Source organism: Klebsiella sp. P1954, from assembly GCF_018199955.1.
Taxonomy (GTDB): domain Bacteria; phylum Pseudomonadota; class Gammaproteobacteria; order Enterobacterales; family Enterobacteriaceae; genus Klebsiella; species Klebsiella pneumoniae.
Map to the genome: position 1 here is coordinate 3,789,688 of NZ_CP073373.1, position 16,887 is coordinate 3,806,574.

15 protein-coding genes and 2 pseudogenes are annotated in these 16,887 nt (G+C 56.9%); 6 read left to right on the forward strand and 11 right to left on the reverse strand.

Annotated features, from left to right (window positions below; translation table 11 throughout):
• The first annotated feature begins 7 nt into the window (after positions 1 to 7).
• Positions 8 to 661, forward strand: coding sequence for a LuxR family transcriptional regulator (locus tag KB890_RS18250; RefSeq protein ID WP_002916607.1), 654 nt, complete (start codon positions 8 to 10; stop codon positions 659 to 661).
• Positions 662 to 713: 52 nt separating this feature from the next.
• Here the strand turns inward: KB890_RS18250 and ruvX are convergent, their stop codons facing one another.
• The 8 genes from ruvX to metK form a co-directional block, all read right to left on the reverse strand.
• Complete coding sequence (gene ruvX / locus KB890_RS18255; protein ID WP_002916605.1) at positions 714 to 1,130, reverse strand: Holliday junction resolvase RuvX; 417 nt, start codon at positions 1,128 to 1,130, stop codon at positions 714 to 716.
• Complete coding sequence (locus tag KB890_RS18260; RefSeq protein WP_002916603.1) at positions 1,130 to 1,693, reverse strand: YqgE/AlgH family protein; 564 nt, start codon at positions 1,691 to 1,693, stop codon at positions 1,130 to 1,132. Before KB890_RS18260 ends, ruvX begins: the two co-directional genes overlap by 1 nt.
• Positions 1,694 to 1,867: 174 nt before the next feature.
• Positions 1,868 to 2,818, reverse strand: a complete 951-nt coding sequence (gene gshB, locus KB890_RS18265; RefSeq protein WP_004181268.1) for a glutathione synthase — start codon at positions 2,816 to 2,818, stop codon at positions 1,868 to 1,870.
• Between the two features lie 20 nt (positions 2,819 to 2,838).
• A complete protein-coding gene (rsmE, locus tag KB890_RS18270) occupies positions 2,839 to 3,570 on the reverse strand; it encodes a 16S rRNA (uracil(1498)-N(3))-methyltransferase (protein WP_020323838.1) in 732 nt (243 codons plus the stop codon).
• Between the two features lie 91 nt (positions 3,571 to 3,661).
• A complete protein-coding gene (endA, locus tag KB890_RS18275) occupies positions 3,662 to 4,369 on the reverse strand; it encodes a deoxyribonuclease I (protein WP_004181265.1) in 708 nt (235 codons plus the stop codon).
• Positions 4,370 to 4,463: 94 nt separating this feature from the next.
• Positions 4,464 to 4,964 (reverse strand): SprT family zinc-dependent metalloprotease, encoded by a 501-nt coding sequence (locus KB890_RS18280; protein ID WP_004197034.1) that lies wholly within the window; start codon positions 4,962 to 4,964, stop codon positions 4,464 to 4,466.
• Between the two features lie 77 nt (positions 4,965 to 5,041).
• Entirely contained in the window at positions 5,042 to 6,436 is a 1,395-nt protein-coding gene (locus KB890_RS18285) for a sugar porter family MFS transporter (protein ID WP_002916587.1), read from the reverse strand.
• A 384-nt stretch (positions 6,437 to 6,820) separates the two neighbouring features.
• Positions 6,821 to 7,975 (reverse strand): methionine adenosyltransferase, encoded by a 1,155-nt coding sequence (gene metK / locus KB890_RS18290; RefSeq protein WP_004149807.1) that lies wholly within the window; start codon positions 7,973 to 7,975, stop codon positions 6,821 to 6,823.
• Positions 7,976 to 8,676: 701 nt separating this feature from the next.
• On the opposite strand from metK, the gene yqgB reads away from it, so the two are divergent.
• The 3 genes from yqgB to speB all read left to right on the forward strand — a co-directional run bounded on the left by yqgB (position 8,677) and on the right by speB (position 11,947).
• A complete protein-coding gene (yqgB, locus tag KB890_RS18300) occupies positions 8,677 to 8,808 on the forward strand; it encodes an acid stress response protein YqgB (RefSeq protein ID WP_002916578.1) in 132 nt (43 codons plus the stop codon).
• 8 nt (positions 8,809 to 8,816) lie between these two features.
• Positions 8,817 to 10,793, forward strand: coding sequence for a biosynthetic arginine decarboxylase (speA, locus tag KB890_RS18305; protein ID WP_004149805.1), 1,977 nt, complete (start codon positions 8,817 to 8,819; stop codon positions 10,791 to 10,793).
• 233 nt (positions 10,794 to 11,026) lie between these two features.
• Entirely contained in the window at positions 11,027 to 11,947 is a 921-nt protein-coding gene (gene speB, locus KB890_RS18310; protein ID WP_002916572.1) for an agmatinase, read from the forward strand.
• A 50-nt stretch (positions 11,948 to 11,997) separates the two neighbouring features.
• Here the strand turns inward: speB and KB890_RS18315 are convergent.
• The 3 genes and pseudogenes from KB890_RS18315 to KB890_RS18320 form a co-directional block, all read right to left on the reverse strand.
• Positions 11,998 to 12,213: pseudogene (locus KB890_RS18315) on the reverse strand (OprD family outer membrane porin); the annotation flags it as partial.
• A gap of 86 nt (positions 12,214 to 12,299) precedes the next feature.
• A pseudogene (locus tag KB890_RS27600) lies at positions 12,300 to 12,374 on the reverse strand (hypothetical protein); the annotation flags it as partial.
• A gap of 33 nt (positions 12,375 to 12,407) precedes the next feature.
• Positions 12,408 to 13,166: a metalloprotease LoiP gene (locus KB890_RS18320; protein ID WP_004151780.1), complete on the reverse strand. Its 759-nt coding sequence runs from the start codon at positions 13,164 to 13,166 to the stop codon at positions 12,408 to 12,410.
• Positions 13,167 to 13,444: 278 nt separating this feature from the next.
• Here KB890_RS18320 and tkt point away from each other — a divergent pair, with 278 nt between their 5' ends.
• Both tkt and epd read left to right on the forward strand, forming a co-directional pair.
• Positions 13,445 to 15,436, forward strand: a complete 1,992-nt coding sequence (gene tkt / locus KB890_RS18325; RefSeq protein ID WP_004174438.1) for a transketolase — start codon at positions 13,445 to 13,447, stop codon at positions 15,434 to 15,436.
• Positions 15,437 to 15,821: 385 nt separating this feature from the next.
• Entirely contained in the window at positions 15,822 to 16,850 is a 1,029-nt protein-coding gene (gene epd / locus KB890_RS18330; RefSeq protein ID WP_002916512.1) for an erythrose-4-phosphate dehydrogenase, read from the forward strand.
• Positions 16,851 to 16,887: the final 37 nt, after the last annotated feature.

The window sequence follows — 16,887 nt, forward strand, 5'->3', positions numbered from 1 at the left end:
GTTTTAAGTGATTAATTTAAATGGAAATTCATCATCTTCTCGTCAGGTAACCTTTATTACCCACCCGTCTATTCAAAGCAAAGCCTTTGCCAGCTATCTGAGCGAAACCCTGATGGCACCGGTGGTTTTACAAAATATTAATAAACCGCTGGCGCAGCGTTTGGCAAAAGATTCTGTAATATTATTTGATATTGCAGTGTCAAATAAGAAATTAAACGGGGTGTGGCGGGATATTATTCGCCTGCAGGCAGATAATCCTCGTTTGTTGATTATTAATAGCGCACAAAAGTATGAGCTATACGAAATGGCGCAGTGGCCGGCTTTATATGGCGTGTTCCGGCATGACGATGATGAATCGCGCTTAATTGAGGGAGTTAAGGCCGTGCTGAACGGCGAGCAGACGGCTGAATTGAGCGTGATGCACCCGGCGATGTACGCTGCGGACCATGCATCGACTCCAGTAGAGAACTCGCCGCTGACCGAGCGGGAATGCGAGATCCTCAACGAACTGCGCTGCGGCGCGACGAACCTGGATATCGCCCGCGCGCTGTTTATCAGCGAGAACACGGTGCGGACGCACCTGTACAATGTGTTTCGTAAACTGAGCGTGAAAAATCGCACCCAGGCGGTGAGCTGGGCTAACGAACATCTGCGCCACTAAGCGGGTAAACGTGCGCCGTCAGCGGTCCGCCGGCGGCGCAGGAGGGCAGAGTTTAAAAGCTCTGCTCGAAGTAGCTTTCCAGTATGACTACGGCAGAGGCCGAATCGACGCTGCCTTTATTCAGCGCCCGGTAGCCGCCGTGTTCAAACAGGCCCGCGCGGGCCTCAACCGTACTCAGCCGTTCATCGTGGAGAAGGATCGCGACGCCAAAGCGGCCATGAATTTTATTGGCGAAATTACGCGCGCGCGCCGTCAGCGGTTGCTCGGTGCCGTCCATATTGAGCGGCAGGCCGACGATTACCGCCTCAGGCTGCCACTCTTTAAGCAGTTTTTCGATGACGTTCCAGTCCGGTTTACCGTCCTGCGCCTTCAGCGCCGGTAATGGTCGTGCGGTCGCGGTGATGCGTTGTCCCACCGCCACGCCGATGCTTTTGGTGCCAAAGTCAAAGCCGAGAAAGGTTCCGCTCATCACGCATGCCCCGCGACGCCTGGCATCGTCACAATGTCGATACCAATCAGTTTAGCCGCCTCGCGCCAGCGATCGGCGATCGGCGTACGGAAAAGAATATTCTGATCCGCCGGGGCGGTGAGCCAGGCATTATCTAAAATCTCCTGCTCCAGCTGCCCTTTCTCCCACGAAGAGTAGCCCAACGCAACCAGCACGTTGCCCGGCTGCCGATCGGTACCTAAGGTTTCAAGAACATCCCGCGAGGTGGTAATCACCGTGTTATCCGAGATGCGAATGCTCGAGGAAAAGTCAGAGGGCGGGGTATGCAAAATGAAGCCGCGGTCTTCCGCCAGCGGGCCTCCCAGCATCACCGGTTTATCCAGACGGATCTCTGGATTGCGCGGCTCCGGGACAATTTTGAGCTTCTCAAGGATCCCTTCCACCTGCAGATTTTCCAGCGGCTTATTGATAATAATGCCCATGGCACCCTCGTCGTTGTACTCGCAGATATAGACTACGGAGCGGCGGAAAATGGGGTCCTGAAGCGCGGGCATGGCAATCAGAAAGTGATGCTGTAAATTCATTGTCAGAGGTTCGTTCCTGGTTCAAAAAAGCAACACCCAGTATGCGGGCAAAGTAGAATGGTGTCGATGCACTTTATCTGGCCGGCGCCCGAGTGGCGTCAGGCTGGCAACGTTTCACGAGCGCGGTAATCCGCGCTCGCTGCGCCAAAAGCGGACGTTGGTCCGCCGTCGTGCTTATTTATCGATACGTCTTTCGATAGCGTCCATCAGCATACCGGTGATCGAAATATCCGGGAAGGCGGCTTCGATTTCGCGTACGCAGGTGGGGCTGGTGACGTTAATTTCCGTCAGACGGTCGCCGATGATATCCAGGCCGACGAAGATAAGGCCTTTGGCCTTCAGCGTCCGGCCGACGCGGCGGGCGATTTCCCAGTCGCTTTCGGTCAACGGGCGGGCTTCGCCGCGGCCGCCGGCGGCCAGATTGCCGCGGGTCTCGCCACCCTGCGGAATTCGCGCCAGGCAGTAAGGCACGGGCTCTCCATCCACTACCAACACGCGCTTGTCGCCATCTTTAATGGCCGGCAGATAGTTCTGCGCCATGCAGTAGCGGCTGCCCAGTTCGGTCAGCGTCTCGGCAATCACCCCAAGGTTTGGATCGCCGGCTTTAACACGGAAAATAGAGGCGCCGCCCATGCCGTCGAGCGGTTTCATGATGATATCGCCGTGCTTTTCCCAGAAGGCTTTCAGCTGGGCTTTATTGCGGGTGACCAACGTTTCCGGAGTCAGTTCAGAGAACCAGGCGGTGAACAGCTTCTCGTTACAGTCGCGCAGACTCTGCGGCTTGTTGACGATAAGCGTGCCTTTCTCTTCCGCTCGCTCCAGGATGTAGGTGGCATAAATAAATTCGGTATCAAACGGCGGATCCTTACGCATCAGGATGACGTCAAGGTCCGCCAGCGGCAGATCCTGCTCGCCGGTGAAGTCATACCATTTATCGTAGTTCTGTTCGACGCTCAGCGTGCGCGTCCGGGCGCGGGCTTCGCCGTTGATCAAATAGAGGTCGTTCATCTCCATATAATGGAGTTCATAGCCGCGACGCTGCGCCTCCAGCAACATAGCGAAGCTGGTGTCTTTCTTGATGTTGATGGTTGCGATGGGATCCATCACGATGCCGAGCTTGATCATGGTTCTTCTCCGTTAACGCCTCAACCTAAGTCGCCAAAACGCACCTGTAGGGCGGTGATGGCGGTGAGCGCAGTAGTCTCTGTACGCAGAACGCGCGGTCCCAACAGGATATCAGTAAACTGGTATTGCGCGGTCATCGCTATCTCTTCAGCCGACAGCCCGCCTTCCGGGCCAATCAGCAGACGGACGCGTTCAACCGGCAGCGGCAGCGTGTTAATGCTGGCGCTGGCGCGCGGGTGCAGGTTGAGCTTCAGCCCGCTGTCCTGCTCGGCGCACCACGCCTCCAGCTGCATCGCCGGACGTATTTCCGGTACCACGTTACGACCGCTCTGTTCGCAGGTGGCAATAGCGATTTTCTGCCACTGCTGGATCTTTTTCTGCAAACGTTCGGCATCCAGTTTAACGCCGCAGCGCTCGGAAAACAGTGGCGTTATGAGGCTTACCCCGAGTTCGATCGATTTCTGGATGGTGAATTCCATTTTTTCGCCGCGGGACATCACCTGGCCTAAATGGATATGCAGCGGCGATTCCCGATCGTCGGGTTCGCCACTGAGCACCTCAACCGTAACGTTTTTCTTACCGGCCTCGGTGATGACCGCGTCAAACACCTGGTTACTGCCGTCAAAAAGCTGTAGGTGCTGACCGGCGGTCATGCGCAGGACGCGGCCGACGTGGTTGGCCGCGTCATCGCTCAGCGCGAACTGGCTGCCGACAATGAGGCGTTCTGGATGATGGATGCGAGGAATGCGCATGCTTGATATTCCGTTCGTTGCGCAGATGCCAGCTTCCCGCCATCGGGCGGGAAGCACAGGGCTGCAAATTAACAATTGCCGCTAGTGTAGGTTAGCTCTTTTGCGCCTGGCAAGCCTGCTGGACATACGGATTATGGTTGCCCTGCACTTTCGCGATGCGCTCATCACGTTCACATTCCCAGGCGGTGACCGGGTACTGTTTATTCCAGGCGGTAAACAGCTGAGTTTGCTGGCGGGAAAGATTCAGCTGATAGCGGTCGCGCATATAGAAGTAGGTGCGGGCGATGGCGCCGCGAGCGCGGGCAGGGGGCTCGGCGATTTTATCTTTAAAATCGACCTTCATGGTGCACTGGCCGTACTGGCCTTCACCGCCGCTCCACTGGCTGTACATAAAGTTGCCGCGATCGCCATTCACTTCTCCCACCGCCGGCTGCAGGTTGTGCATATCGCTTTCCATCTTGCGGTATTCCGGATCTTTGGCGCAGTTTTTACGTCCCCCCTCCTGCCAGCACTGACGCTGATGGCCGAACTGCCATGCCGGCACTACGTGCTCCCATTCAACCCGGCTGGCGCGGTTCTCATTTTTACGCACTTTATAGCCGCAGGATTCCAAATCGATAACGCCTTTTTTCCCCTGCCAGTCGATTTTACAGCCGCAATAAAAATCGCCCGGAACGTCGGCATTCACTTTGACGCCAGCGGCTTTGGCCTGGGAAAAACTATTAATACCAGCGGCCGCAAGCGGACCACTGACTGCCGCGCTCAATACCGCTACGGCTAAAACATGCATACGGGACATCGTTAACTCCGTGTCAAAACGAGCCCGCAACGTAGCGAATGAGGGTGCCAGATGCAATCAGTCAGATCAGAAAGTTTCTAATTAATTCCGATGGTTATTTTTCAGCCACCAGCAGATCGCCGCAGCGAACGCAGCGGTAGGTGGCCTCGCCGCGAACCACCCGGTTATGGCGACGGACGGTGAGCTGGTGCTGCTGACAGCGACAGCGATAGGGGAAGGTGTTCTGGCGGACCGAAGCGAGTTCAAAGCGGTGGGTGCGACGCGCGGGAACGCCAAGGACGCTCTCCATCATCCATTTCCACTCTTTCCCGTGCGGCGCGACGCGGCCGAAATGCTGCCAGACCAGCAGGTGCGCCAGCTCATGCGGCACCACTTCATCGATAAACTCACGCTGATTTTCCAGCAGCAGCACCGGGTTTAAACGAATTTCGTTTTTCTCCAGCCAGGCGGTGCCGGCGGAAGTACCACGCTGCAGGTAGACCAGCGTCGGTTCCGCATAGCGGCGTTCCAGCTTGCGATTCGCATTGGCGAGATGCTCCCGCAGGCTGCGCATGACGGCCTGCTGAATAGCGATGGGAATACGGGGCGTTTTCATAGCGCCAGAGGATAGTGCGGCGGAGGGGGGAGAGCAAGAGGAAGCTTCCTCCCGGGATGGGAGGAAGCTCAGGAAGGTTAATCGCGGGCACCGATCTCGCGCAGTGGACGACCCTGCATCAGGTTACGTTCAATATGTTCCAGCGAGACGTTTTTGGTTTCCGGGATCAGCCACAGCGTCAGCAGGATAAACAGCACGTTCAGACCGCCGTACACCCAGAAGGTATTGGCGCTGCCCAGCGAGTTGAGCATGGTCAGGAAGGTGGCGCCGACAATCATGTTGGCAATCCAGTTGGTCGCTGTGGAGCAGGTGATACCGAAGTCGCGGCCTTTCAGCGGCTGGATTTCGGAGCACAGTACCCAAATCAGCGGGCCGGCGCTCATGGCGAAACCGACGATGAACATCAGCAGCATCAGGACGGCGATGTACTGCGCGGTAGAGGAGTGAATGCCGATGTGCATCATGGTACCCAGGACGCCCATACCCGCGGCCATCACGATAAAGCCAAGGATCAGCGTCGGTTTACGGCCCCAGCGGTCGACCAGACCGATGGCGATAAAGGTGGCCAGCACGTTAGTCAGACCGACGATCACTGTCCCCCACATTTGCTCAGTGGTGTTGGCATAACCCGCCAGCTCAAAGATCTTCGGCGCGTAGTACATGATGACGTTCATCCCGGTGAACTGTTGCATCACCTGCAGCAGGATGCCGAGGAACACCGCGCGGCGGAAGTTGCTGTTGTCTTTAAACAGCGACCAGCCGGACTGTTTTACCTTCAGGCTTTCACGGATTTCATCGAGCTCGCGTTTCGCTTCGGCGCTGGTATCGCGCAGGCGCAGCAGCACGCGTTCCGCATCGACAAAGCGACGTTTGGCGGCGAACCAGCGCGGGCTGTCCGGCAGGAAGATAACGCCGATCAGCAGCAATACCGCCGGAATGATGATAACCCCGAGCATCCAGCGCCATGCGCCGCTGTAGCTGAAAGCGGTGTCAGAGAGATAGGCGCCAAGGATCCCGATGGTGATCATCAGCTGGTACATGGAAATCATACTGCCGCGAATTTTTTCTGGCGCGATTTCCGACAGATACAGCGGAGCCGTATATGAGGCGACGCCCACCGCCAGGCCGAGCAGCACACGGGAAACCAGCAGGATCTCGACGTTTGGCGCGGCGGCAGAGAACAGCGAACCGGCGACGAAGAGGATGGCGCCGATCATCAGGCTCTTTTTCCGGCCCAGTTTGAAAGAGAGCCAGCCGCTGCCGACCGCGCCGACGGCAGCTCCGAACATCATGGAGCTGACCACCCACTCCTGGGTGTGGGCGGAAATCTGGAACTCATTGGCAATAAAGGGTAAGGCACCCGCAATAACACCGATATCAAGGCCGAACAGCAGGCCAGCCAGCGCGGCGAGGAAACAGACGAAGAACGTCATAGTCTTGTTCGAACGCCCTTGTTTTTTGTTGTCAGGCATAACGCCCTCCAGTTGAGTTATTGATTCTGTCGATGGTTAGGGTAGGACACTCGTCGGTAAAAAAACGTGACTATAATCACGGCTGTGTAATCGTTTCCACAAAGGTAAAGAAACGTAATTCATTAAATGCTTTTTAAATCAGCAATATAAACAAGGATAGACGACATTTTGAAAAACGGTAATCAGAGTTGACCGAAACAATATGTAACATTGTGAAAAATGGGTACAGGAGATAGCGTCTTTGGGCAGAAGGTGACAGTCTTTACTATGTAATCGCTTTCATTTTTTGGCGGCCGCGCGTTGAAATGGGGGCGCAGAAAAGGGGGGGAGGCGTAAATAAAAAGGCCAGCGCGAGGCTGGCCTTGAAGAGAGGAAGCGCGGAGATTATTTCAGACCGGCCGCTTCCCGCAGCAGCGCCGCTTTGTCGGTTTTTTCCCATGGGAAATGTTCGCGACCAAAGTGACCGTAGGCTGCGGTTTCTTTGTAGATCGGGTGCAGCAGATCCAGCATCTGAATCAGACCGTATGGACGCAGGTCGAAGAACTCGCGCACCAGCAGGGTCAGCTGTTCAGAAGGCACTTTCTCGGTGCCAAAGGTTTCCACCATGATGGACGTCGGTTCTGCAACGCCGATAGCGTAGGAAACCTGAATTTCGCAACGATCGGCCAGGCCTGCGGCAACGATGTTCTTCGCCACATAGCGCGCCGCGTAGGCTGCGGAACGGTCAACTTTAGATGGATCTTTACCGGAGAACGCGCCGCCGCCGTGGCGAGCCATGCCGCCGTAGGTATCAACGATGATCTTACGACCGGTCAGACCGCAGTCGCCCATCGGGCCGCCAATAACGAAACGGCCGGTCGGGTTGATGAAGAATTTGGTGGACGCGTTGAGCCATTCGGTCGGCAGAATCGGCTTGATGATCTCTTCCATCACTGCTTCCTGCAGGGATTTCTGATCGATATCTTCCGCGTGCTGAGTCGACAGAACGACCGCGTCGATGCCGACGATTTTGCCGTCGTCATACTGGAAGGTCACCTGGCTTTTCGCATCCGGGCGCAGCCACGGCAGGGTGCCGTTTTTACGCACTTCAGCCTGACGCTGCACCAGACGGTGAGCGTAAGTCACCGGCGCCGGCATCAGCACGTCGGTTTCGTTAGTGGCGTAGCCAAACATCAGCCCCTGGTCGCCGGCGCCCTGTTCCAGCGGATCGGCACGGTCAACGCCCTGGTTAATGTCCGGAGACTGTTTACCAATGGCGCTCAGTACGGCGCACGAGTTGGCGTCAAAGCCCATATCGGAATGCACGTAGCCAATTTCGCGGACGGTGTTGCGGGTGATCTCTTCGATATCAACCCATGCGCTGGTGGTGATTTCGCCGCCTACCAGCACCATGCCGGTTTTGACATAGGTTTCACATGCGACACGCGCTTTCGGATCCTGCTCGAGGATCGCATCCAGCACGGCATCGGAGATTTGGTCAGCAATTTTGTCAGGATGCCCTTCTGATACGGACTCAGACGTAAAAAGGTGTTTTGCCATATTTTATTTCACCTGTGGACGATTCGGATAGCTCATACTGTTGTGTAATGTGGCTTTGGTGGATAATCAGCGCAAAGCCGCGCAGGTAGCGACACGAGCAGTCTGAGTGTTAATCAGTATAGACGGATTAACTTCTGGACGGCCATTTTAGGTCAAATCTTGAGCCCATTTCCAGCCTTTTTTGATGGCGGTCGCATTTATGGGAAAACCCGCCTGGCAAAATTTCCTGACAACCGCGCAAACAGGCACATTTTTATTTTGCTTTTTACCCCGCTTCTCGGTATAAAACGCCGCGCGCGGCTCATTAAAAAAGCGCACGGGGCATGGCCCTGTGGTGCCACTTCCAGCCGGGTTAAGCAGTCTGTATTTACAGAATCTCGCAGCGGCGTAGCGCCTGTTGCCCGGTATGTATAGCTTTGGCTTGTCGCCGACCCTGTCGCAGGGCGGTGTGGAGGTGATACCAGATAATGAACCAATGTTTTTCGTTTGATTCGTCGCGTCGTTCTGTCGCGCGTCAGCACTCCGCAACCTGCATCTCTCTCATGCAAACCAGCCGATGTTCACCCCATCTCGGCGCTTCTCAGGATTCCAGGGCCGGTCGGCCGTCAGAAAACTGAACAAGGGCGCTCTTGCCTGGCAAGAGTTTTCTCGTGGTTTCTCCGGACTGTCATACTCTGTTCGGCTACGTGTTTTACGATGATATGAATAAGAAACCGGTCGCGCAGTCGCAAAACCAGCAGATAGTGCTGGGCTTTAGGACTGTTCATGGGTTGTTATCGCATCTTTGGACTGCGATAGTAGTTAACTGTCTTACACTTATTATTAAAAATTGAGGTTCGCTATGTCTGACGACATGTCTATGGTTTCGCCTTCGTCAGCAGGCGAACACGGTGTACTACGTTCCATGCAGGAGGTAGCGATGAGCTCCCAGGAAGCCAGCAAGATGCTGCGTACTTATAATATTGCCTGGTGGGGCAATAACTATTATGACGTCAACGAACTGGGCCACATCAGCGTTTGCCCGGATCCGGACGTCCCGGAAGCGCGCGTTGACCTCGCGGAATTAGTCAAAGCGCGTGAAGCGCAAGGGCAGCGCTTGCCGGCGCTGTTCTGCTTCCCGCAGATCCTGCAGCACCGCCTGCGCTCGATCAACGCCGCCTTCAAACGCGCGCGTGAATCGTATGGCTATAACGGCGATTACTTCCTCGTCTACCCGATCAAGGTTAACCAGCACCGTCGCGTGATTGAATCGCTGATCCATTCCGGCGAGCCGCTGGGCCTGGAAGCCGGTTCGAAAGCGGAACTGATGGCCGTGCTGGCGCACGCCGGGATGACCCGCAGCGTCATCGTCTGTAATGGTTATAAAGACCGCGAATATATCCGTCTGGCGCTGGTGGGCGAGAAGATGGGCCACAAGGTCTATCTGGTCATTGAGAAGATGTCCGAGATCGCTATCGTACTGGAAGAGGCCGAGCGCCTGAACGTGGTGCCGCGCCTTGGCGTGCGTGCGCGTCTGGCCTCGCAGGGCTCCGGTAAATGGCAGTCCTCCGGCGGCGAGAAGTCCAAGTTCGGCCTCGCAGCGACCCAGGTGCTGCAACTGGTCGAAATTCTGCGCGAGGCAGGCCATCTTGAGAGCCTGCAACTGCTGCACTTCCACCTCGGTTCGCAGATGGCTAACATTCGCGATATCGCCACCGGCGTGCGTGAATCGGCGCGTTTCTACGTCGAACTGCATAAGCTGGGCGTCAATATTCAGTGCTTCGACGTCGGCGGCGGCCTGGGCGTGGACTATGAAGGCACCCGCTCGCAGTCCGATTGCTCGGTGAACTACGGTCTGAACGAATACGCCAACAATATCATCTGGGCGATCGGCGATGCCTGCGAAGAGAATGGCCTGCCGCACCCGACGGTGATCACCGAGTCCGGCCGCGCGGTGACCGCGCACCATACCGTGCTGGTTTCCAACATCATCGGCGTGGAGCGTAACGAATACACCGAGGCGACCCCGCCGGCGGAAGACGCTGCGCGTCCGCTGCAGAGCATGTGGGAAACCTGGCTGGAGATGCACGAGACCGGCAACCGCCGCTCGCTGCGCGAATGGCTGCACGACAGCCAGATGGACCTGCACGATATCCACATCGGCTACTCCTCAGGCACCTTCAACCTGCAGGAGCGCGCGTGGGCGGAACAGCTGTATCTGAACATGTGCCATGAGGTGCAGAAGCAGCTCGACCCGAGCAACCGCGCCCATCGTCCCATCATCGATGAGCTGCAGGAGCGAATGGCGGATAAAATCTACGTCAACTTCTCGTTGTTCCAGTCGATGCCGGATGCTTGGGGGATCGATCAGCTGTTCCCGGTGATGCCGCTGGAAGGGCTGAACAAGTCGCCTGAGCGCCGCGCGGTGCTGCTGGACATCACCTGCGATTCCGATGGCGCCATCGATCACTACGTGGACGGCGACGGGATCGCCACCACCATGCCGATGCCGGAATACGACCCGGAGAACCCGCCGATGCTGGGCTTCTTCATGGTTGGCGCCTATCAGGAGATCCTCGGCAACATGCATAACCTGTTCGGCGATACCGAGGCGGTGGACGTGTTCGTCTTCCCTGACGGCAGCGTTGAGGTTGAGCTGTCCGACGAGGGCGATACCGTGGCGGATATGCTGCAGTATGTGCAGCTGGATCCGAATACGCTGCTGACCCAGTTCCGCGATCAGGTGAAAAATACCGGTCTGGACGATGCGCTGCAGCAGCAGTTCCTCGAGGAGTTCGAGGCGGGACTGTACGGCTATACTTATCTGGAAGACGAGTAGCCGCTGATGCCCGGTGGCGCTGCGCTGACCGGGCCTGCGTATGTCGGCCGGATAAGGCGAAGCCGTCATCCGGCAGCATGCGATACTCACTTGAACCCGTATGCATTACCGGCGATAATTCACGCCAATAAGCGATTTATCTATCAAACCCTTCCTCGTCGGGCCTAACGACGCGGAGGGGTTTTTTTATACTTATTTTTTACGTTCCACGACTGTCAAAAGAGGTCATATCCATGAGCACTTTAGGTCATCAATACGATAACTCCCTGGTATCCAATGCCTTTGGCTTTCTGCGTTTGCCGATGAACTTTATGCCGTATGAAAGCGATGCGGACTGGGTCATCACCGGCGTGCCGTTCGATATGGCGACCTCCGGGCGCGCGGGCGGCCGTCATGGCCCGGCGGCGATCCGTCAGGTTTCCACTAACCTTGCCTGGGAGCACAACCGTTTCCCGTGGAACTTCGATATGCGCGAGCGCCTGAACGTGGTGGACTGCGGGGATCTGGTGTACGCCTTCGGCGACGCGCGCGAAATGAGCGAGAAGCTGCAGGCTCACGCCGAGAAGCTGCTGGCGGCCGGCAAACGTATGCTCTCCTTTGGCGGCGACCACTTCGTTACCCTGCCGCTGCTGCGCGCCCATGCCAAGCACTTTGGTAAAATGGCGCTGGTGCACTTCGATGCTCACACCGATACCTACGCCAACGGCTGCGAGTTCGACCACGGCACCATGTTCTATACCGCGCCGAACGAAGGGCTTATCGATCCGAACCACTCCGTACAGATCGGGATCCGCACCGAGTTCGACAAAGACAATGGCTTTACGGTGCTCGACGCCGGCCAGGTTAACGACCGCAGCGTTGATGACGTGATTGCCCAGGTGAAGCAGATCGTCGGCGACATGCCGGTGTACCTGACCTTTGATATCGACTGTCTGGATCCGGCGTTTGCGCCAGGCACCGGTACCCCGGTTATCGGTGGGCTGACCTCCGACCGCGCGATCAAGCTGGTGCGCGGCCTGAAGGATCTGAACATCGTCGGGATGGACGTGGTGGAAGTCGCCCCGGCCTACGATCAGTCCGAAATTACCGCTCTGGCGGCGGCGACCCTGGCGCTGGAGATGCTGTACATCCAGGCGGCGAAGAAGGGCGAATAACCCCGGTAACCCCCTGTGCCGTACGGTACAGGGGGTTAATCAAGGCGCAGGCCGCTGGGCCCGCGACCGCCGTCAAGGCGCACCGCATACTGGGCGATACAGTCCACACCGAAGCCGACCGGTCCCTGGGTAAACCCCGATTTGAAGGTGGCGATAATCCCCTGGCCCCATTCGGCTTTATCCGGCAACCCATCGCGATAATCACGTTTGGTATATACCCTAAATATTTCGAGTTGCCGGACAAAACGGCTAGCCGTTTTGAACAGCGCTTGCGCTGGCCCCGTAGGGGCGAGGCCCAGGGATAGGCCGAGTTATTGCCAACGCACATGCAGCTTGAAGTATGACGGGTATAAGCGTTACGTAAAAAGAGTTCCAAGTGGCTGTCTTCAATAAAGCCCTGGCTATTTGATTGTTGGCTGGCAAAGATTGGTGAGGAGGCGCTAGCGCCTCCCGCTGTCGCTTATTTAATGCCGTCGGCCTTCATGCGATCGCGAATATGCTGCGCGCGGGCTTCCGATGCCGGGTGATCGTCAAACATGGAGCTCTGACGACCGGCTTCCAGCTTGGCCAGTTTCTCGAAGCTGGTGGCCAGTCCCGACGGATTGATACCGCGCTTACGCAGCAGGTCGTAAGAGTAGTCATCCGCTTCCGATTCCTGACGCTGGGAGAACTGCGAGTTCACCAGTTTTTCGCCCAGATCGCCCAACTGAGACTGCGACAGGCTACCGACGATACCGCCCGCGGAGGCCGCCGCCGCACGCACGGCGTTGGTACCCAGGGCGACCTGCATGCCTTTCTTCACGTGGCCCAGCGCGACGTGGCCCATTTCGTGGCCGATCACCGCCTCGACTTCATTATCGTTCATCAGATCCATCAGCCCGCTGTAGACGCGGATGCAGCCGTTGGCCATGGCGAAGGCGTTGACATCCTTGGTCTCATAGACCTTGTAGTTCACGGGCTGACCATTGATGTTATCGCCCAGCGCAGCCGCGATTTTGTTTAGCCGCTGGCTGTATTCACTGTTGGCCGGGGCGATTTTCGCTTTGGCGTCCATCTCTTTACAGGCCTGGTCGCTTAAGGTTTTCACCTGCGCGTCGCTGAGAGAGTATGCCTGGAAGGCTTCGGCGCCTGAGCTGAGCAGACCGTTGGAGTCCATGTTCTGACATCCGGTGAGGGTTGCTGCGATCCCAAGAGCAAGTACGGTTGAGCGAATTTTCATTTTTATCTTCCACAATCTTATGGTTGTTTATCCGAAAATACGGCGACGGCAGGGAACCGTATTCTGCGTAAATTATAAAGAGTATCGCAGGATGCGGGCGAGCGGATTCCGGCGTAGCACAACCTGTTCCAGAGATTTCTTAAAGGGCAAAAGGATGCTCCATGTACATGACTTGTCGCTTGGGTTACATTGTTCACACTTTTTTCCGGCGTAGCCCAAAACGCGCTCTCGTCAAGTCGTTAAGGGCATGGCCTTCAACAGTCCGAACTGGAGTCAAAATGTCCTCACGTAAAGAGCTTGCTAACGCTATTCGTGCGCTGAGCATGGACGCTGTACAGAAAGCCAAATCCGGCCACCCGGGGGCCCCGATGGGTATGGCTGACATTGCCGAAGTGCTGTGGCGTGATTTCCTGAACCATAACCCGAACAATCCGGCCTGGGCTGACCGTGACCGTTTTGTGTTGTCAAATGGCCATGGTTCGATGCTGATTTACAGCCTGTTGCACCTCACTGGCTACGATCTGCCGATTGAAGAGCTGAAAAACTTCCGCCAGCTGCACTCCAAAACCCCGGGTCACCCGGAAGTCGGCTACACCGCAGGCGTGGAAACCACCACCGGTCCGCTGGGCCAGGGTATCGCTAACGCGGTCGGGATGGCTATCGCCGAGAAAACCCTGGCGGCGCAGTTCAACCGTCCGGGACACGATATCGTCGACCACTACACCTACGCCTTCATGGGCGACGGCTGCATGATGGAAGGCATTTCTCACGAAGTGTGCTCCCTGGCCGGTACCCTGAAACTGGGTAAACTGGTGGCGTTCTATGATGACAACGGCATCTCCATCGACGGCCACGTTGAAGGCTGGTTCACCGACGACACCGCGAAACGCTTTGAAGCCTACGGCTGGCACGTGGTGCGCGGCGTGGACGGTCACGACGCTGACGCCATCAAACGCGCGGTAGAAGAAGCGCGGGCGGTCACCGACAAACCGTCCCTGCTGATGTGCAAAACCATCATCGGTTTCGGTTCGCCGAACAAAGCCGGTACCCACGACTCCCACGGCGCGCCGCTGGGCGACGCCGAAATCGCCCTGACCCGCGAAGCGCTGGGCTGGAAACACGCGCCGTTTGACATCCCGTCTGACATCTATGCCCAGTGGGATGCCAAAGAAGCCGGCCAGGCGAAAGAAGCCGCATGGAACGAGAAGTTTGCGGCTTACGCCAAAGCCTTCCCGCAGGAAGCAGCCGAATTCACCCGCCGTATGAAAGGCGAGATGCCGTCTGACTTCGACGCGAAAGCTAACGAGTTCATCGCGAAGCTGCAGGCCAACCCGGCGAAAATCGCCAGCCGTAAAGCCTCGCAGAACGCCATCGAAGCCTTCGGCCCGCTGCTGCCGGAATTCCTCGGCGGCTCCGCAGATCTCGCGCCGTCCAACCTGACCCTGTGGTCCGGTTCTAAGCCGATCAACGAAGACGCTGCCGGGAACTACATCCACTACGGCGTGCGCGAGTTCGGTATGACCGCTATCGCCAACGGTATCGCGCTGCACGGCGGCTTCCTGCCGTACACCTCCACCTTCCTGATGTTCGTGGAATACGCGCGTAACGCGGTACGTATGGCCGCGCTGATGAAACAGCGTCAGGTGATGGTCTACACCCACGACTCCATCGGTCTGGGCGAAGACGGCCCGACTCACCAGCCGGTAGAGCAGGTGGCTTCCCTGCGCGTGACCCCGAACATGTCCACCTGGCGTCCGTGTGACCAGGTTGAATCCGCGATTGCGTGGAAATATGGCGTGGAGCGTCAGGACGGCCCGACCGCGCTGATCCTCTCCCGTCAGAACCTGGCGCAGCAGGAGCGTACCGCAGAGCAGCTGGCGAACGTGGCCCGCGGCGGTTATGTGCTGAAAGATTGCGCCGGCCAGCCGGAGCTGATCTTTATCGCCACCGGTTCAGAAGTGGAGCTGGCGGTTGCCGCATGGGACAAACTGACTGCCGAAGGCGTGAAGGCGCGCGTGGTTTCCATGCCGTCCACCGACGCGTTCGACAAGCAGGATGCGGCTTATCGCGAATCCGTACTACCGAAAGCCGTGACCGCGCGCGTTGCCGTGGAAGCGGGTATCGCTGACTACTGGTTCAAATACGTTGGCCTGAACGGCGCTATCGTTGGCATGACCACCTTCGGTGAGTCTGCGCCGGCTGAGCAGCTGTTCGAGGAGTTCGGCTTCACCGTTGATAACGTGGTCGCTAAAGCGAAAGCGCTGCTGTAATCGCTGGTACGGTGCGGGCTGATGCCCTCACCCCAACCCTCTCCCACAGGAGAGGGTGCCAACACCAAAAACGGTAACCCCTGGGTTACCGTTTTGCTTTTATCTCGCCACCCGGCTTTTTTGTATCTGCTATTCCTGAACCATGTAATAAGGTTGTAAATTATTCCAGCAAAAATGTGATGTGAGTCATATAGCTGGTTTATTGCGCTGGACAAACATTCCTTTTATTCCTCATTTCGCTTATTCTAGCTGAAGCGTTTCAGTCGTTTAAATGTTCGACAATTAATCAATCAGTCGCAGTTTGCAGCTGGTAAGGTTCCCCTCAGAGCGTTGCTGGATTACTCTGTCAGCCACCTCATAACAGGGACAGCCTTGCAGGAGATCTATGACCATTCGCATCGCGATTAATGGCTTCGGTCGCATTGGACGCAACGTGGTTCGTGCTCTATATGAATCCGGGCGTCGTGCGGAAATCACCGTGGTGGCAATCAATGAGCTGGCGGATGCCGCGGGCATCGCGCATTTATTGAAATATGACACCAGCCATGGCCGTTTCGCCTGGGATGTCCGTCAGGAGCGCGAGCAGCTGTTTGTTGGCGACGATGCCATCCGTCTGCTGCATGAGCCGACCATTGCGGCGCTGCCCTGGCGCGAACTGGCGGTGGACGTCGTGCTTGACTGTACCGGGGTATACGGGAGTCGTGAACACGGTGAAGCCCATCTTCAGGCGGGGGCGAAAAAAGTGCTCTTTTCCCACCCCGGCGGCAACGACCTCGACGCGACGGTGGTGTACGGCGTAAATCAGGATGAACTTCGCGCCGGGCATCGCATTGTCTCCAACGCCTCCTGCACCACCAACTGCATTATTCCGATCATTAAACTGCTCGATGACGCCTATGGCATTGAGTCCGGCACCGTCACCACCATTCACTCGGCGATGCATGACCAGCAGGTGATTGACGCTTATCATCCGGATCTGCGGCGTACCCGCGCGGCCAGCCAGTCGATCATTCCGGTGGATACCAAACTGGCGGCAGGGATCACCCGTATTTTTCCGCAATTTAACGACCGTTTTGAAGCGATTGCCGTGCGGGTGCCGACGATTAACGTGACGGCAATTGACCTGAGCGTGACGGTGAAAAAACCGGTAAAAGCATGTGAAGTCAACCAGTTGCTGCAAAAAGCAGCACAAGGTGCATTTCATGGTATAGTTGACTATACGGAATTACCGTTGGTCTCGACAGATTTTAACCACGATCCGCACAGCGCCATCGTCGATGGTACGCAAACCCGGGTCAGTGGCGCGCATCTGATCAAAACGCTGGTCTGGTGCGATAACGAATGGGGCTTTGCTAACCGAATGCTCGACACGACGTTAGCGATGGCGGCTATTGGTTTCAGGTTCGACGCGTAAACGTCGACAAAACTTTATGAATCAACGAGAGGATTCA

What these genes read in the sequence shown, in the direction of transcription:
- speA (WP_004149805.1), top strand. Translation starts at nt 8,817, where the DNA reads ATGTCTGACGACATGTCTATGGTTTCGCCTTCGTCAGCAGGCGAACAC.
- epd (WP_002916512.1), top strand. Translation starts at nt 15,822, where the DNA reads ATGACCATTCGCATCGCGATTAATGGCTTCGGTCGCATTGGACGCAAC.
- yqgB (WP_002916578.1), top strand. Translation starts at nt 8,677, where the DNA reads ATGAATAAGAAACCGGTCGCGCAGTCGCAAAACCAGCAGATAGTGCTG.
- KB890_RS18280 (WP_004197034.1), bottom strand. Translation starts at nt 4,964, where the DNA reads ATGAAAACGCCCCGTATTCCCATCGCTATTCAGCAGGCCGTCATGCGC.
- endA (WP_004181265.1), bottom strand. Translation starts at nt 4,369, where the DNA reads ATGTCCCGTATGCATGTTTTAGCCGTAGCGGTATTGAGCGCGGCAGTC.
- tkt (WP_004174438.1), top strand. Translation starts at nt 13,445, where the DNA reads ATGTCCTCACGTAAAGAGCTTGCTAACGCTATTCGTGCGCTGAGCATG.
- metK (WP_004149807.1), bottom strand. Translation starts at nt 7,975, where the DNA reads ATGGCAAAACACCTTTTTACGTCTGAGTCCGTATCAGAAGGGCATCCT.
- speB (WP_002916572.1), top strand. Translation starts at nt 11,027, where the DNA reads ATGAGCACTTTAGGTCATCAATACGATAACTCCCTGGTATCCAATGCC.
- KB890_RS18285 (WP_002916587.1), bottom strand. Translation starts at nt 6,436, where the DNA reads ATGCCTGACAACAAAAAACAAGGGCGTTCGAACAAGACTATGACGTTC.
- KB890_RS18320 (WP_004151780.1), bottom strand. Translation starts at nt 13,166, where the DNA reads ATGAAAATTCGCTCAACCGTACTTGCTCTTGGGATCGCAGCAACCCTC.
- ruvX (WP_002916605.1), bottom strand. Translation starts at nt 1,130, where the DNA reads ATGAGCGGAACCTTTCTCGGCTTTGACTTTGGCACCAAAAGCATCGGC.
- gshB (WP_004181268.1), bottom strand. Translation starts at nt 2,818, where the DNA reads ATGATCAAGCTCGGCATCGTGATGGATCCCATCGCAACCATCAACATC.
- KB890_RS18260 (WP_002916603.1), bottom strand. Translation starts at nt 1,693, where the DNA reads ATGAATTTACAGCATCACTTTCTGATTGCCATGCCCGCGCTTCAGGAC.
- rsmE (WP_020323838.1), bottom strand. Translation starts at nt 3,570, where the DNA reads ATGCGCATTCCTCGCATCCATCATCCAGAACGCCTCATTGTCGGCAGC.